Raw genomic sequence first — 13,568 nt, forward strand, 5'->3', positions numbered from 1 at the left:
GCTCTCAGCGCAGTGGAGCGGGCGCCTCCGTGGTGCCGCGTCCTGCCATGGGGCGGACGTCAGCCGCGGCCGGTCCAGTACGCCTTGGCGCGGTCCCAGGCCGCCGTCCCGACCGCGCGGCCGAGCGCGCGGCCCTGCAGGTCACCCAGGCGGAAGTGGATACCGCCGTACCGGCGCGACATCCCGGCCTCGTCGGCCGCGTCGGTGAACGTGTTCCAGCGCAACGTCACGTCCTGCGCCGGTGTCACCCCGGGCTCCACCAGCGACGAGCCCTTCGCCACCACGGCCTGCCCGCCGAACGCGTCGCCGCCGGTGAAGCGCTTGAGCACCTCGGCCGCCGCCCCGCTGAACGTGCTGTGCCCCGAGACGTACTCGGCGAACGGCGGCGTCGGGAACGTCGGCACCTGGAACGGCACCCACGTGGCCCCGTCGATCGTCCGGCCGCCCCACGTCGGGATCTGCTGCCCCTTGTACAGGAACCGGATCGCGGTGATCGGGCGGCCCGAGTCGTGGTCGCGCTTGACCTCCCACGAGGCGATCCCGGCGTCCATGACCGAGTTGGCCAGCGCGAAGAACAGCTTCACGTCCTGGTCGAGGCCGTAGTGGTCGCGCGCCGAGATCTGCTGCGCGAACAGGCTCCAGTGGCCGGGCGGCGTCTCGCTGCTGGGGCCGTCGGCCCAGTATTCGGCGATCGACTTCTGCCGGTCGGTCAGCGCGGCCGTGATGGACACGATCTCGGCGGCCTGCGTGCGGAAGCCGGACGAGCCGTAGGCGTACGGCGGGGGCACGGCGTCGGCGAGGCCGCGGGCGGTGCCGCTGAAGGAGGCCACCCGGCCCCAGTGCGGCGCGAGGAACGGCGGCGTGACCGTCGCCCCGGCCCGGTTGACGAACGTCAGGGGCGCCCACCGGCCGGGATCGTTGAGCGAGGTCAGCGGGTCGGCCACCACCACGGGGGCGTTGACGGGCGCGTAGCCGGTGGTGTCGGCGTAGCCGCCGAGCTGGTTGGAGCCGTCGGTGTGGCGGTAGTCGAGCACCGCCTGGCACGCGGTGACGCCGGTCTGCGCCGGGACGCTCGACGTGTCGGCCGGGTCGTAGCCCAGGTCGGTCATCAGCGCGTCGAACGTGGCCCGCTGCGCCGGATAGAGGTCGACCGCCGCCAGGTGGGCGGCGAAGCTGACGGCCTTGGCCTTGTTCGCATCGGTGCGCTCCGCCGCGGGCCGCCGCAGCGAGCCGCCCAGCCGGGTGCCGACGGCGACCGCGTCGTAGGCGGCCCACGCGTCGTAGGCGCAGGTGTGCACGATCGCCAGCGCCCTGGCCACGAGCGGCGGCCCCAGCGTGCCGGCGCGCACCGCGGTGAGCAGCGTCTGGTTCCACCGGACTACCACGTCGGGACCCGTGGCCTGGGCGGGTATGGCGGGCAGGACGAGCGCGGCGGCGCTCACCAGCGCGAGCGCGGCCACGCGTAAGGATCTCAGAACGGGCAAGGCATTCCCCTCGCTGTCGGCGGCCCCGGGGGTGTCCCGGGGCATGACGACGATTCCACGCTCGAACACATTTTCGGGCTAGCCTTCCGGTGACAGTCGCCTGCCGTTGCGGTGACCCCCGCTCGATCTTTTCCGAGCGCGTCCTGGGGTGCTGACCTGGCCAGTGTGCCTGCGCGGGAGCGTGGCCGGATTTCTCGCAATTTTCCTTGATAACGCCGCAGTCCGAAAGTTTCGGCGAGCCATCGAAATATTCTTGACGGCTTTTGCGGTGGGCACCTAGAGTCCGAATTCAATGATCGGAATGAGCTTTCGAAGGTTTCAGAAGGAAGGCCATGACATCAGTGAACGCGCCGGGTCTGGCACCCTGGCGGGACAGCGCGCGGACGGTCGGCGAACGAGTCGAGTCCCTCCTCGCGGAGATGACGCTGGAGGAAAAGGTCGCGCAGCTCGGCTCCGTCTGGCTGCAGAACGGGCCCGAACACGGCAACGTGGCGCCCATGCAGGACCGCTTCGACAAGGCCGAAGGGCTGGACGAGCAGCTGGCCCACGGGCTCGGGCACCTCACCCGCGTGTACGGCACCGCGCCGCTGTCCGCCGCCGAAGGCGCGGCCCGGCTGCGCAAGCTCCAGGAGCTGGTGGTCACGTCGAACCGGCTCGGCATCCCGGCCATCGCCCACGAGGAGTGCCTGACCGGGTTCGCGACGTTCGGGGCGACCGCGTACCCGACCCCGCTGGCCTGGGCGGCCACGTTCGACCCGGAGCTCGTCGAGCGCATGGCCGCGGCCATCGGCGCCGACCTGCGGGCCGCGGGCGTGCACCAGGGCCTGTCGCCGGTGCTCGACGTCGTACGCGACTACCGCTGGGGGCGGGTCGAGGAGTCCCTGGGCGAGGACCCGTACCTGGTGGGCCGGATCGGCACGGCCTACGTGCGCGGCCTCGAAGGCGCCGGGATCATCGCCACCCTGAAGCACTTCGCCGGGTACGGGGCCTCGCGGGCGGCCCGCAACCACGCCCCCGTCAGCATCGGGCCGCGCGAGCTCGCCGACGTGATCCTCCCGCCGTTCGAGGTCGCGCTGCACGAGGGCGGCGCGCGTTCGGTGATGTGCTCCTACACCGACCTCGACGGCGTGCCGGTCGGGGCGAGCGCGGACCTGCTGCGGCGGCTGCTGCGGGATGAGCTGGGGTTCGACGGGACCGTGGTGTCCGACTACTGGTCCGTCCCGTTCCTCGCCTCCACGCACCGGGTGGCCGAGGACGACGCCGCGGCCGGGGAGGTGGCGCTGCGGGCGGGCGTCGACGTGGAGCTGCCCGAGACGGTGTCGTACGGCGCGCACCTGGTCGCGAAGGTCCGCGCGGGCCACGTCGAGGAGGCGCTGGTCGACGAGTCGGTACGCCGGGTCCTGCGCCAGAAGATCGAGCTCGGCCTGCTGGACGGCGGCCCGCTCGTCCCGGACGGCGCGGACGACGTCGATCTGGACAGCCCGCGCAACCGCGGGATAGCCGCCGAGATCGCGGAACGTTCCATCGTGCTCCTGAGCAACCCCGACGGCCTGCTGCCGATCGGCCCCGGCACAACCGCCCGGCTCGCCGTCATCGGGCCGTGCGCCGACGACCCGCGCACCCTCATGGGCTGCTACGCCTTCCCCAACCACGTGCTCGACCGCTACCCGGAGCACGGCATGGGCCTGCCCATCCCGTCCATCAGGGAGAGCCTCGCGCTGGAGTTCCCCTACGCCGAGGTGCGCCACTGCCTCGGCGCCGAGGTGTCGGGCGACGACGCGTCGGGGATCCCCGGGGCCGCCGAGGTCGCGGCCGAGGCGGATCTCGCGCTCGTGTTCGTCGGCGACCGGGCCGGGCTGTTCGGCGGCGGCACGTCGGGCGAGGGCTGCGACGTGGCCGACCTGCGGCTTCCCGGACTCCAGCCCGACCTGGTCGAGGCGGTCCTCGCGACCGGCACGCCGACCGTGCTCGTCGTGGTCTCCGGCCGGCCGTACGCGCTCGGCGCCTACAAGGATCGGGTGGTCGCGCTGGTCCAGGCGTTCTTCCCCGGCGTGGAGGGCGCGGCCGCGGTGGCGGGCGTGCTGAGCGGGCGGGTCAACCCGTCGGGGCGGCTGCCGGTGCAGATCCCCGGCACGCCGCCGATCAGCCCGTCCACCTACCTCCAGCCGCCCCTGGGGAGGAGGGCGGAAGGCATCACGGTGCTGGACCCCACTCCGGCGTACGCGTTCGGGCACGGCCTGTCGTACTCGGCCGTCGAGTACGTGGCCATGACGACGGACGCGGCCGAGTGCCCCACCGACGGCTCGGTCGAGGCCCTGGTGAAGGTGCGCAACACCGGTGCCAGGCCGGCGGAGGAGGTCGTGCAGCTCTACGCCTCCGACCCGGTCGCGCAGGTCGCCAGGCCCGTCGTGCAGCTCATCGGGTTCGCGAGGGTGGCGCTGGAGCCGGGGGAGGAGCGGGCGGTGGCGTTCGGCGTGCCCGCGGACGCGTTCTCGTACACCGGTCCCGACCTGCGGCGCATCGTCGAGCCTGGGACGATCGTGCTGTCCGCCGGGCCCTCCGCCGAGGACCTGCCGCTGCGGGCCGCCGTCCGGCTCACCGGCGAGACCGTCGTGCTCGGCTCGAAACGGCGGCTCACCACCCACGAGACGCCGGCCCGCCGAGCCGGTTAGGGCAGGCGCAGCTCGGCGAAGACGCCGCGGTGGTCGGTCCTGGGCACGTCCACGATCTCGACCCGGTTCACGGCCACCCGCCGGTCGGCCAGCACGTGGTCGATGGAGATGACGGGCGGCACGGCCCGGCCGTTCGGCCAGGTCGGGATCAGGCCCTTGCCCACCTGGTCGGCCGCGTCCACGTAACCGCGGTCGAGCAGGTCGCGGAAGGCGCGGTGGTCGAGGCTGGCGTTGAAGTCGCCGGCCAGCACCCGGATCGCCGACGGCGAGGCCGGGGGGAGCGCGCGCAGGGAGGCCTTCCACTCCGCCTCCATGCGCCCGAGCGGCGGATTGGGGTGGATGGCCACGAACTCGACCTTGCCGCCGCCGGGCAGCGCCACGGTGGCGGCGGGCATGTTGTGGCCGATCGGGGTGAACAGGCCGGTCAGCTCCGTCACCGGATGCTTGGAGAAGATGCCGCTGCCGGTGGCGCCGAAGTCGGCCTGCAGCACCCGGTAAGGCAGGAGCTCCTTCAGCCCGGCCGCGTCCAGGCGCTCGACCTCGGCCGGGGTGAGCTCCAGGGCGCTGAACACCTCGACGTCGAACCTGCGTACCAGGTCGACGACGGTCTGCGCGTCACCGCGGCCGAACAGGTTGACCGACAGCACCCGCAGCGGCGCGCCCTTCGCGGGCGGCTGCTCGGCGCTGAAGGCCCGCGGCGTCACGACCGACACCAGCACCGCGCAGACGAGCGCCGCGGCGAGCGCGGCCGGGCGGTTGCGCCTGAACAGGGACAGGATCGCGGTCAGCGCCGCCAGCCCGGCCCCGATGGGGGTCACGGTCATGAGCTGGGTCACGAACGAGCCGCCCTCCATGCCGGCGACCCTGATGACGGCCCACAGGGCCAGCAGCGCGACGACCGTCCACGCGAGCCACCGCCTGCGCCGCTTCCCGGGAGCAGGGGAGCCGCCCGCCGTGGCCCGCCCGGTCTCCACCGTTGTGCTCACACTCCGCCGTCCCGTCCGCGCGTCGTTCCGCTGCTTGAACCTTAAACCGCCTTGCGGCGGCTCGCGCCGGGTCCACAGCTCGCTCTCAGGTTCGGCGTCGGCGGAGGTCAGCGCTTGTGGCCCACCCCGGCGTACCTCCAGGTCGCCGGGTCGGCGAAGAGCGGCGTGCGGTGCCACTCCGAGACCGCCACGAGCCCCGTTCTGCTCGCGCGTCCTGGGCGTCCGGCGCCTGCGCCTGCGCGACCTCGTGGGTGTCGCCCTGGGTCGGGATGCCCGTGCCGAGGTCCGGCGGTCGGCCTCGAAGTCGTCCTTGCCGCCCAGCCAGGAGTCGCGGGCCGAATGCGGGACATCGGGGTTGATGCCGTGCGGTACGGTCACGCTCACGATCTTGAGCCGGGGATGTAAGAAACCCTTCCTTCGGACCACATACGCCATGAAAGACGTGATCCCGACCGAAGGAACGGGCTTGCCCAACCGACATGAGCGCTTCACCGTGCTCTACAACACCTACCAAGCGCGGGTGTACGGCTATGCGGCCGGCCGAGCCGGGCACCAACTCGCGGAGGAAGTGGTCAGCGAGACCTTCCTGGTCGCCTGGCGGCGTCTCGACGACATCCCCGACCAGGCACAGCTGCAATGGCTCTTCCGCGTCGCCCGCAACATCCTGCGCGACAACTTCCGGCAGGCCGCCCGCCGCGAATCCCTGGAGGCCGAGCTGCGCACGTGGATCACGGAGGCCGTCGCCGACGTGGGCGAACACGCCACCGAGCGGCTCACCGTGCTCCGCGCGCTGGCCACCCTGTCCGACGACGACAAGGAGATCCTGACCCTGACCACCTGGCACGGCCTGTCCACCGCCGAAGCGGCCCAGGTGCTGGGCTGCACCAGAGCCGCCTTCTTCGTCCGGCTGCATCGGGCGCGCCGCCGGCTGCGGTCGGCGATCGACGCCGCGGACACCGCCACATCCCGAAAGCCCGTGACCGTTCCAGGGAGGGGACCCCGATGAGCCGTAAGCCCGACCCGATGCGCCTGCTCACCATGGCGCGACCGGCCTCGCTGGACCGCGGATCGAGCGTGTCCGCCGACGACCTGCTGGTCAAGGCGGCCGCCGAGGCGCCGGCAGAGCCCGGCCGCAGGCGGCCGCGCCTCTTGACCGCCTTCCGGCTCGCCTCCGTCGCGACGGCCGTCGCGGTCGCGGCCGTCGTCCTGGTCCGGAGCGAGGGCGCTACGCCTTCCCTGGAGCCCGCCCGTACGGTGCTGCTCGCCGCCGCGGCTCGGATCGAGACCGCGAACCCGGCGACCGGCCGCTACTGGCACACCATCGGTCAGAGCATGGCTGTCGGTGCGGAAGGACAGGCGCCCGCCGGCATGGAGCCTCGATTGGTCAACTACCGGGTCACGTGCACCCACGAGGTCTGGATGGCGAAGTCGGGTCGGGATCCCAGCTGGCTCGTGGTCACCGCCCAGTCAGGGAAGCCGCTCACCGAGGCCGACGAGGAGACCTGGCGGCGGCAGGGAGCGTACCGGCTCGGCGGTTGCGAGGGGCCCGGCGTTCCCGGCGTGGGAGGTGTGGTGCCGTCGCCGCCGTTCGCCGTACGGCTCGACGACGAGCTCGCTCCTGAAGTCTCCTATCCCCAGGTGGGATCCACCCACGTCACCACGAAGGAGGTCATGAACCTGCCGACCGACGTGGCGAAGCTCCGGCAGGTGCTCCAGGGGTGGACCCGGAGAAGTGGTCAGCGGGCCGACGACGAGTCCCTGTACACGCAGGCCACCAGCCTGCTCTCGCAACTTCCGACGACTCCCCGGCTGCGGGCCGCGCTCTACCGCGTGCTGGCGGACGTGCCGCGAATGCGGAACACCGGGGCGACCACCGACCCGATCGGACGCGCCGGGACGGGCATCGAGTTGTCGGGCAGCGGCCGGCGGATCGTCATCGACGAGACCTCGGGCCGGCTGCTGGCCGCGGAGGAACGGGACGCGCGTGCACTGACCTCGTGGACGGCCCTGACCGCGTCCGGCTGGACGGACGCGAGACCGGCGCTTCCGACCAGGATCATCGGCCCATGAGCGCGGCTATGAGGCCAGCAGGTCGAAGTGGAAACCGATCAAGAACAGCCCCAGGGACATCCACCGCGCCGCCGGAGCGAACTTGGGATGCTGAAGCGCGTAGCCGATGACGCCCGCCAGCCCGCCGCTCACGCTGCCGACCGCCAGCACGAGCCCGTACCGCAGCTGGGAGTCATTGCCCATCGGCCCGGTGACGATGACCGTGAACGCCGCCGCGATCATCCCTGCGAAAAGGCCGACGACGAACGGGCGCACGGTGATCCGGGCGGCCATGAACCCCACCAGGCGTTCACCGTACCGGGCGAGCTTCTCCACCCCGACCAGGTCGATGATGACCACGGTGCCGGCGACGAACGAGAGGATCTTTCCTGTGCGTCCCCACCACAGCATTGGGACGCCGAACAGGTCGGAGCCGATGGTGGGCCTGCCCTGGAGCCACAGCTGCCACGCGTCGAAGTAGCTGATGTCCGCCACAACCGGAGCGTAGAAGCCTCCGGGACCTCTGCCTAGCCGGATCCCGGCCCGCGCGGGCGTCTCAGGCGGTGGCGTAGTCGGCGATGATCACCGTGGCGTCGTCCTTGGGGTCGGCCGCGGCCATCTCGTCGTACAGCCGGTCCAGGCACGCGCTCGGCGACATCCCCCCGGTGAACAGCTCCTTCATGCGCGCCGCCCCCAGCGCCCTGATCGCGCCGCTCGTGACGACCACGACGCGGTCGCCAGGACGGAGCGGAACGGCGCCGACCTCGGGGTTGAGCTCTGAGGGTAAGCCGATCCCGCGTAACGGCGGGCCGTCGCCGAAGGAGTGCGACGTGGTGAGCTGCTGGGGTCGCCCGCCCTTCGGGCAGTGCCAGATCGCGCCGTCGCCGACGTGCGCGAAGCGCAGGCGCGGGCTCTCGCCCGGTTCGAGGACGATCACGTCCAGGCTGGTGACCAGGGCGGACCCCGCGCCGCCGCGCAGGGACGCGGTCCGCACGGCGCGATGCGCCGCCTGCGCGCACTCGTCCAGGTTCTCCTGGTACTTCGGCCTGGCGCCGACCACGGCGCCCAGGGCCAGGGCCGCGGCCGTGTGGGCCGCCCCGCCGCCGGCCGCGCCGCGGGCCGCCGCGACCAGCCGCTCCTGGATGACGTACGCGTCCGACGGCCGCCCGCGCGAGCCCTCGTACGTGCCCCCCACCGCCACCAGGCGCGGCCGGGCCACCGGCATGCCGGGCGGCCAGTTCCCCCGGCGGCCGCGGGCCGTCATCACCGACAGGCAGCCGACCAGGATCGAGATCACCAGCAAGGTCATGAGGTCCCCTCTCGTCGCATCGTCGCGACCCGCAGCCCAGTACACGCGCTGCCGAGCGGACGCGACTGACGGCTGATCGGCCGTCGTAGCGAATGACGGCCGATCAGCCGTCGTGCCGCGGGACGCGCGGGGAGCGAGGGTGCGGAGAGGCGGTCAACACCGCGAGCAGAGCCGGCACGAGGGAAATGACGATGCGATCCATGTCTCCACCCGGCGCCACAGAGACGCTCTTACGTTATTGTGAAGCCCGTCTTGTGCTGTCATCGCGAGCGGGCGGCTCATGTCTCTCCCCGGTTCCACGAGATACGACTCCGCGACCAGGCACATGGAGCGGACCATCGCGCGCACCGGTGCGGGGGCACGGGGTGTGGTGGGGTTCGTGGCGATCGTCGCCGCGACCCTCGGCGCCGTTCCACCGGTGTCCGTCGCCTGGCTGGCGCCCGCGCTCGTGGTCGACCTGGTGTGGACAGGGCTGTTCCTGTGGGTGGCCTGGCGCGGCCGGCGGCTTCCGGCCTGGCTGGTGGCCGGTGACGCGGTCATCACCGTCGCCCTCTGCCTCGCGCAGGGCCATCTCGTCGGCGGGGCCGCGCTCGAGGGCGGGTCGAGCTGGATCGCGGGGCTGGTGACGATGACCATCGTCGTATCGGGGGTCACGTGGCGGCCGTGGGTGGCCGTGTCCGTCGGGCTCGTCGTGGCGGGGGCGTACCTGGCCGGGATGCGGCTGGCGGCCCCGGACCAGGAGGTGGCCGGGACGCTGGGGATCCACCTCGTGCAGATCCTCTGCATCGCGCTGCTGATGACGCTGCTGCGCCGCTCCGCCGCCTCGGCGGACGCGTTCCTGCGGGAGAGCGCGCGCGCCGAGATCGCGCTCATCGTCGAGCGGCTGCGCCGCGAGGACGAGCTGCGCCAGGTCGGCAGCGTCCACGAGACGTCGCTGCACACGCTGACGATGGTCGGGCTGGGCACGTACGACAAGCCCTCGCCCACCCTGCGCCGGCAGGCGGTGGCCGACCTGGCGGCGCTGGAGAAGCTGCGCGACCGGCCGAGCGCCGAGTCCGCGCCCATCGCCCTGGACGCCCTGCTCGACGAGGTGGCCGGCCGGGTGACGGGGCTGGACGTCCGCAGGCGGCTGACGCCGGAGACGGTGCCGGGGGAGGTCGCGGAGCGGTTCGCCCGCGCGGTCACCGAGGCGCTGGCGAACGTGGCGCTGCACGCCGGGGTGCGCGAGGCCGAGCTGGTCTCCAGCCGGTCCGACGGCGAGATCAGGGTGGAGGTCGCGGACGCGGGAGGCGGCTTCGACATGGAACGGGTGCCGTCCGACCGGTTCGGCGTGCGCGGGTCGATCCTCGACACGATGCGCTCGCTCCCGAACGCGGGCGCCGACATCCGGTCCGGCGACCAGGGCACCCGGGTGAGCCTGTGGTGGCGGCCATGACCGGCGGCATCTTGCGGCGCGGTGGCGGCCACGACCAGCGGAATCTCGCGGCGTGGCCACGACCGACGACATCTCGCGGCGTCGGGGGCGGCCATGACCGATGACATCGAAGAGGTGGCGCAGCGGTACGCCCGCTACACCGCGATCGGCGCGGTCGTGATCACCGCGGTCTGGCACACCGGCTACGACCTCACCGTCACCGTCTCGGGCTGGCCGGCCTTCCGCTGGCCGTGGCTGGTGGCGGTGGCCTGGATCGCCTACACGGCGGTCGTCGTGATCGCCGCGCGATCGCTGGTCACGGCGTTCGAGGGGCCGGCCAGGGCCCGCGTGCTGGCCGCCGTCGTGCTGGCCGCGGACATCGCGGTGATCGTGTCCTGCCGCCCCGAGGACCTGCTCGGCCCCAGCGACTGGGGGTGGGGTTCGGTGGGCTGGGTCGGCGTCCTGCTCCTGTGGAACCGGCCGGCCTGGCGGCGCGAGCTGATCGCGTTCCTCGCGCTCAACGCCGGGATCATGCTGACGGCGATGATCGTGACGGGGACCGACGACCGGGTCTCCATCGCCAAATACCTCATGGTCATGGTGGGGAGCATCACGCTCCAGCTCGGCTACGCGGCGGGCTGCCACACGCTGCGCGTCCGCGCCGAGGACGCCGCGCTGCTGGCCCGCCGGCTGGTCGCCGACGACGCCTGGCGGGAGTCCGCCCAGCGCATCCACGCCGACCGGATCCGCCGCTACGCCGCTATCCGTGACGTGGCGGAGTCGCTGCTCGACCAGCTCGCCGACGGGGCCGACCCGGGTGATCCCCGCGTACGCGAGGACTGCACGGCCGGGGCCATGCGGCTGCGGCGGCTCATCACGGAGCGGGAGGACGTACCGGACGAGCTGGTTTCGGTGCTGCGCGAGCGCATCGACGCGGCCGAGCGGCGCCAGGTCCTGGTGACGGCGCCGCCGTTCGGGGAGCGCATGCCCGCGCTGCCGGACGGCGTACGGGAGGATCTGCTCAGAGCACCCGTACGGGCGCTGGACGGGGCGAGATCGCGGGCCAGGGTCACGGTGTCCGCGATGTCCACAATGGTGAGCGTGGCCGTCGTGGCCGACAACGACGACCTGCCCGTCAGCGCCACCCCGGTACGGGAGCCGAGCGGGGTCGTCGTCACCTATCAGCGGCAGGGAGGGGAGGTATGGGTCAACAGCATCTGGGAGGGCCCGCCGGCGGAGCGGCGGGACGCGTGACGGTCGCCCTGGTGGAGGACCATCAGGTGGTGGTGGACGGCGTGAGGTCGTGGTTCGGGCCGCCGAGCCCGGTGGAGCTGGTCGCGCAGGGGCCGACCATCGAGTCCGTACGGGGCGTGCAGGCCGACGTGCTCCTGCTGGATCTCAACCTCAACGGCACCATGGTCGTGGACCGGGTCGCCGAGCTGTGCGCGGGCGGCCAGCGGGTCATCGTCTTCTCCGAGCACGAGGAGCCGGAGACGGTGCGCGCGGTGCTGGACGCGGGGGCGTCGGCGTTCATCGGCAAGGGCCGGGCCACCCGGGAGTCCTGCCTGGAGACCATCCTGGAGGTGGCGGCCGACCGGCCGTCCGTCACGCCGCCCATGGCCCAGGCGATCGCCACGGACGAGAGCCCGCACCGGCCGCAGCTGTCCGACAAGGAGCGGGCGGCGCTGCTTTTCTGGTTCCAGTCGATGTCGAAGGCGTCGGTGGCGGCCAGGATGGGCATCAAGGAGCGCACCGTGCGCCAGTACATCGACCGCGCCAGGGTCAAGTACGCCGCCGCCGGCCGCCCCGCGCCGACCAAGGAGAAACTCCTCATCTGCGCCATCCAGGACGGGCTGGTCCAGCCGGACGAGGTGACCGTCTACACCTCACTGGCAGCCCGGGCGGCGACGCCGTCCGAGGAGTTCCGCCCTGGGTGAAGACGTTATGCCGTGGGCGATGCGGGGCTTCCTGGGCCGATCCGGAAGGGCAAGGTGATTCTCGAACGGTCTGCCGATCGAGAGGTGGTGTCACGCCATGGCGGTGGCGGAAGTGCTGGGCCCGGGGGAGTGGCTGGGGTCGGAGCTGAGCGGCGACGACAGCTGGCGGATCCGGCTCACGGAGGCGCACCGGCAGGAGGTGCTCGCCGCCGTGCACGCGGCGGAGAGCGAGGTCACGGAGGCGCACCGGCAGGAAGTGCACGCGGCGGGGAGTGAGGTCACGGAGGCGCGCCGGCAGGTGGTGCTCGCGGCGGGGAGCGAGGTGTCGCGAGAGAGCTTCCGGCTGCCGACGCTCGGCCCCGTCCTGCGCCGGGTGCGCGACGAGCTCACGCACGGCCGCGGCTTCGCGCTGATCCAGGGGGTGCCCGTCGAAGGGCTGAGCGAGCGCCAGTGCGAGACGGCCGCCCTCGGCCTCGCCTCCCACGTGGGCGGCATCGTCCCGCAGCCCCCGGAGGGAGCGCCGCTGATGCACGTACGCGACACCGGCGCCGACCCGTCCCATGCGCGGACCAAGAGCTACCAGCACAGCGGCCGGCTCGGCTACCACAGCGACCCGACCGACGTCGTGGCCCTCCTCTGCGTCCGCCCGGCGAAATCCGGCGGCCTCAGCGCCGTCGTCAGCTCCGTGGCGGTGCACAACGAGGTCGTGCGCACCCGGCCTGACCTGGCCGAGGTCCTCTACGAGCCATGGTGGCACGACCGCCGCACCGGCGACGGCCCCGACAGCTTCTACACCAAGCCGATCTGCGCGGCTCGCCCCGAGGGCGGGGTGTCCATCGCGTACGGCCCCGACTACCTACGCTCCGCCCAGCGCGGCGCCACCGTGCCGCCCTTCACCCGGGCGCAGGAGGAGGCCATGTCCCTCCTCGACGACCTGACCAACGACCCCCGCTTCACGCTCACCATGGATTTCCGGCCGGGCGACCTGCAGTTCCTCAACAACCACGTGACCTTGCACAGCCGCACCGCCTACGAGGACCACCCGGACCCCTCCCGCCGCCGCCACCTACTCCGCCTCTGGCTCACGACGGGATGAGATAAGGGGTCAGCGTCGTGGGCGCTCCAGATCGGCAGGATCGAACACGAGATCGGCAGGATCGAAATTGACGGGGAAAGGTCTCGTCACGTTCGCAACGGCACCTGCTTTGTAGGCGGTCGGCGGGTCGTAGCTGGCGCCGTTGAGTTCGTAGGCGTAGAGCGTCGGCCCTTCATCCAACTCGATTCGCCAATAGCTGGGGATGCCCGCCGCTGCGTATGCATCGGTCTTGAGGCCCCTGTCCCTACTCTTGGTGCTCGGGCTGACAACCTCCACCGCAAGCAGGAGTTCTTCCGGCGAGTACATGAGCTGATCGGTGCCTGCAGGCACGATGACAAGGTCAGGTATGTAGTAGTCCTTGTCGGAGACGCGGAGATTGACGGTTGCCAGGGGCTCCAGCTCGGGCGGCGTAGCATCGTCGAGGATGCGCTGCAGCCGATAGATGGCGCGCTGGTGGGGAGATGTGGGGGAAGGGCTCACCAGTAGGCTCCCGTTGAAGAGCTCGTAGCGGTTCCCGTCGTCGGGGAACTCGAGCAGGTCGTCGACAGTGAACGGCGCACTGGGAAATGCCGTGCGTCCCGCCGGTTCGATCGTCGCCATTGCGGTCACCCACCAAGTATC

12 protein-coding genes are annotated in these 13,568 nt (G+C 72.2%); 7 read left to right on the forward strand and 5 right to left on the reverse strand.

Annotated elements, in window-relative coordinates; translation table 11 throughout:
* Positions 1-59: 59 nt before the first annotated feature.
* Positions 60-1,484, reverse strand: a complete 1,425-nt coding sequence (locus ACWEPL_RS15740; protein WP_452436527.1) for a vanadium-dependent haloperoxidase — start codon at positions 1,482-1,484, stop codon at positions 60-62.
* Between the two features lie 332 nt (positions 1,485-1,816).
* Between ACWEPL_RS15740 and ACWEPL_RS15745 the strand changes: the two genes are divergently transcribed.
* Positions 1,817-4,156: a beta-xylosidase/alpha-l-arabinosidase gene (locus tag ACWEPL_RS15745; protein WP_452436528.1), complete on the forward strand. Its 2,340-nt coding sequence runs from the start codon at positions 1,817-1,819 to the stop codon at positions 4,154-4,156.
* On the opposite strand, the gene ACWEPL_RS15750 is transcribed toward ACWEPL_RS15745, so the two are convergent.
* Positions 4,153-5,142, reverse strand: coding sequence for an endonuclease/exonuclease/phosphatase family protein (locus ACWEPL_RS15750; RefSeq protein WP_452436529.1), 990 nt, complete (start codon positions 5,140-5,142; stop codon positions 4,153-4,155). The two genes, ACWEPL_RS15745 and ACWEPL_RS15750, sit on opposite strands and share 4 nt — an antisense overlap.
* Positions 5,143-5,608: 466 nt before the next feature.
* Between ACWEPL_RS15750 and ACWEPL_RS15755 the strand changes: the two genes are divergently transcribed.
* A complete protein-coding gene (locus ACWEPL_RS15755) occupies positions 5,609-6,148 on the forward strand; it encodes an RNA polymerase sigma factor (RefSeq protein ID WP_452436530.1) in 540 nt (179 codons plus the stop codon).
* On the forward strand, positions 6,145-7,212 hold the full coding sequence (locus ACWEPL_RS15760) for a CU044_5270 family protein (RefSeq protein ID WP_452436531.1): 1,068 nt from the start codon (positions 6,145-6,147) through the stop codon (positions 7,210-7,212). Before ACWEPL_RS15755 ends, ACWEPL_RS15760 begins: the two co-directional genes overlap by 4 nt.
* A gap of 6 nt (positions 7,213-7,218) precedes the next feature.
* Here the strand turns inward: ACWEPL_RS15760 and ACWEPL_RS15765 are convergent, their stop codons facing one another.
* Both ACWEPL_RS15765 and ACWEPL_RS15770 read right to left on the reverse strand, forming a co-directional pair.
* Complete coding sequence (locus ACWEPL_RS15765) at positions 7,219-7,686, reverse strand: hypothetical protein (protein ID WP_452436532.1); 468 nt, start codon at positions 7,684-7,686, stop codon at positions 7,219-7,221.
* A 61-nt stretch (positions 7,687-7,747) separates the two neighbouring features.
* A complete protein-coding gene (locus ACWEPL_RS15770) occupies positions 7,748-8,500 on the reverse strand; it encodes a PP2C family protein-serine/threonine phosphatase (protein ID WP_452436533.1) in 753 nt (250 codons plus the stop codon).
* 325 nt (positions 8,501-8,825) lie between these two features.
* Between ACWEPL_RS15770 and ACWEPL_RS15775 the strand changes: the two genes are divergently transcribed.
* From ACWEPL_RS15775 to ACWEPL_RS15790, 4 genes are all read left to right on the forward strand, one after another.
* The gene (locus ACWEPL_RS15775) at positions 8,826-9,935 is read left to right on the forward strand and encodes a sensor histidine kinase (protein ID WP_452436534.1); all 1,110 of its coding nucleotides are present in this window, start codon (positions 8,826-8,828) and stop codon (positions 9,933-9,935) included.
* 93 nt (positions 9,936-10,028) lie between these two features.
* Positions 10,029-11,168: a hypothetical protein gene (locus ACWEPL_RS15780; RefSeq protein ID WP_452436535.1), complete on the forward strand. Its 1,140-nt coding sequence runs from the start codon at positions 10,029-10,031 to the stop codon at positions 11,166-11,168.
* Entirely contained in the window at positions 11,165-11,851 is a 687-nt protein-coding gene (locus tag ACWEPL_RS15785) for a response regulator (RefSeq protein WP_452436536.1), read from the forward strand. Before ACWEPL_RS15780 ends, ACWEPL_RS15785 begins: the two co-directional genes overlap by 4 nt.
* Before the next feature lie 97 nt (positions 11,852-11,948).
* Positions 11,949-12,947 carry a TauD/TfdA family dioxygenase gene (locus ACWEPL_RS15790; protein WP_452436537.1) on the forward strand — a complete coding sequence of 333 codons (999 nt, stop codon included), beginning with the start codon at positions 11,949-11,951 and terminating at the stop codon, positions 12,945-12,947.
* 9 nt (positions 12,948-12,956) lie between these two features.
* On the opposite strand, the gene ACWEPL_RS15795 is transcribed toward ACWEPL_RS15790, so the two are convergent.
* On the reverse strand, positions 12,957-13,547 hold the full coding sequence (locus ACWEPL_RS15795) for a Uma2 family endonuclease (protein ID WP_363966829.1): 591 nt from the start codon (positions 13,545-13,547) through the stop codon (positions 12,957-12,959).
* Between the last annotated feature and the right edge of the window lie 21 nt (positions 13,548-13,568).

The organism is Nonomuraea sp. NPDC004186, from assembly GCF_053603495.1.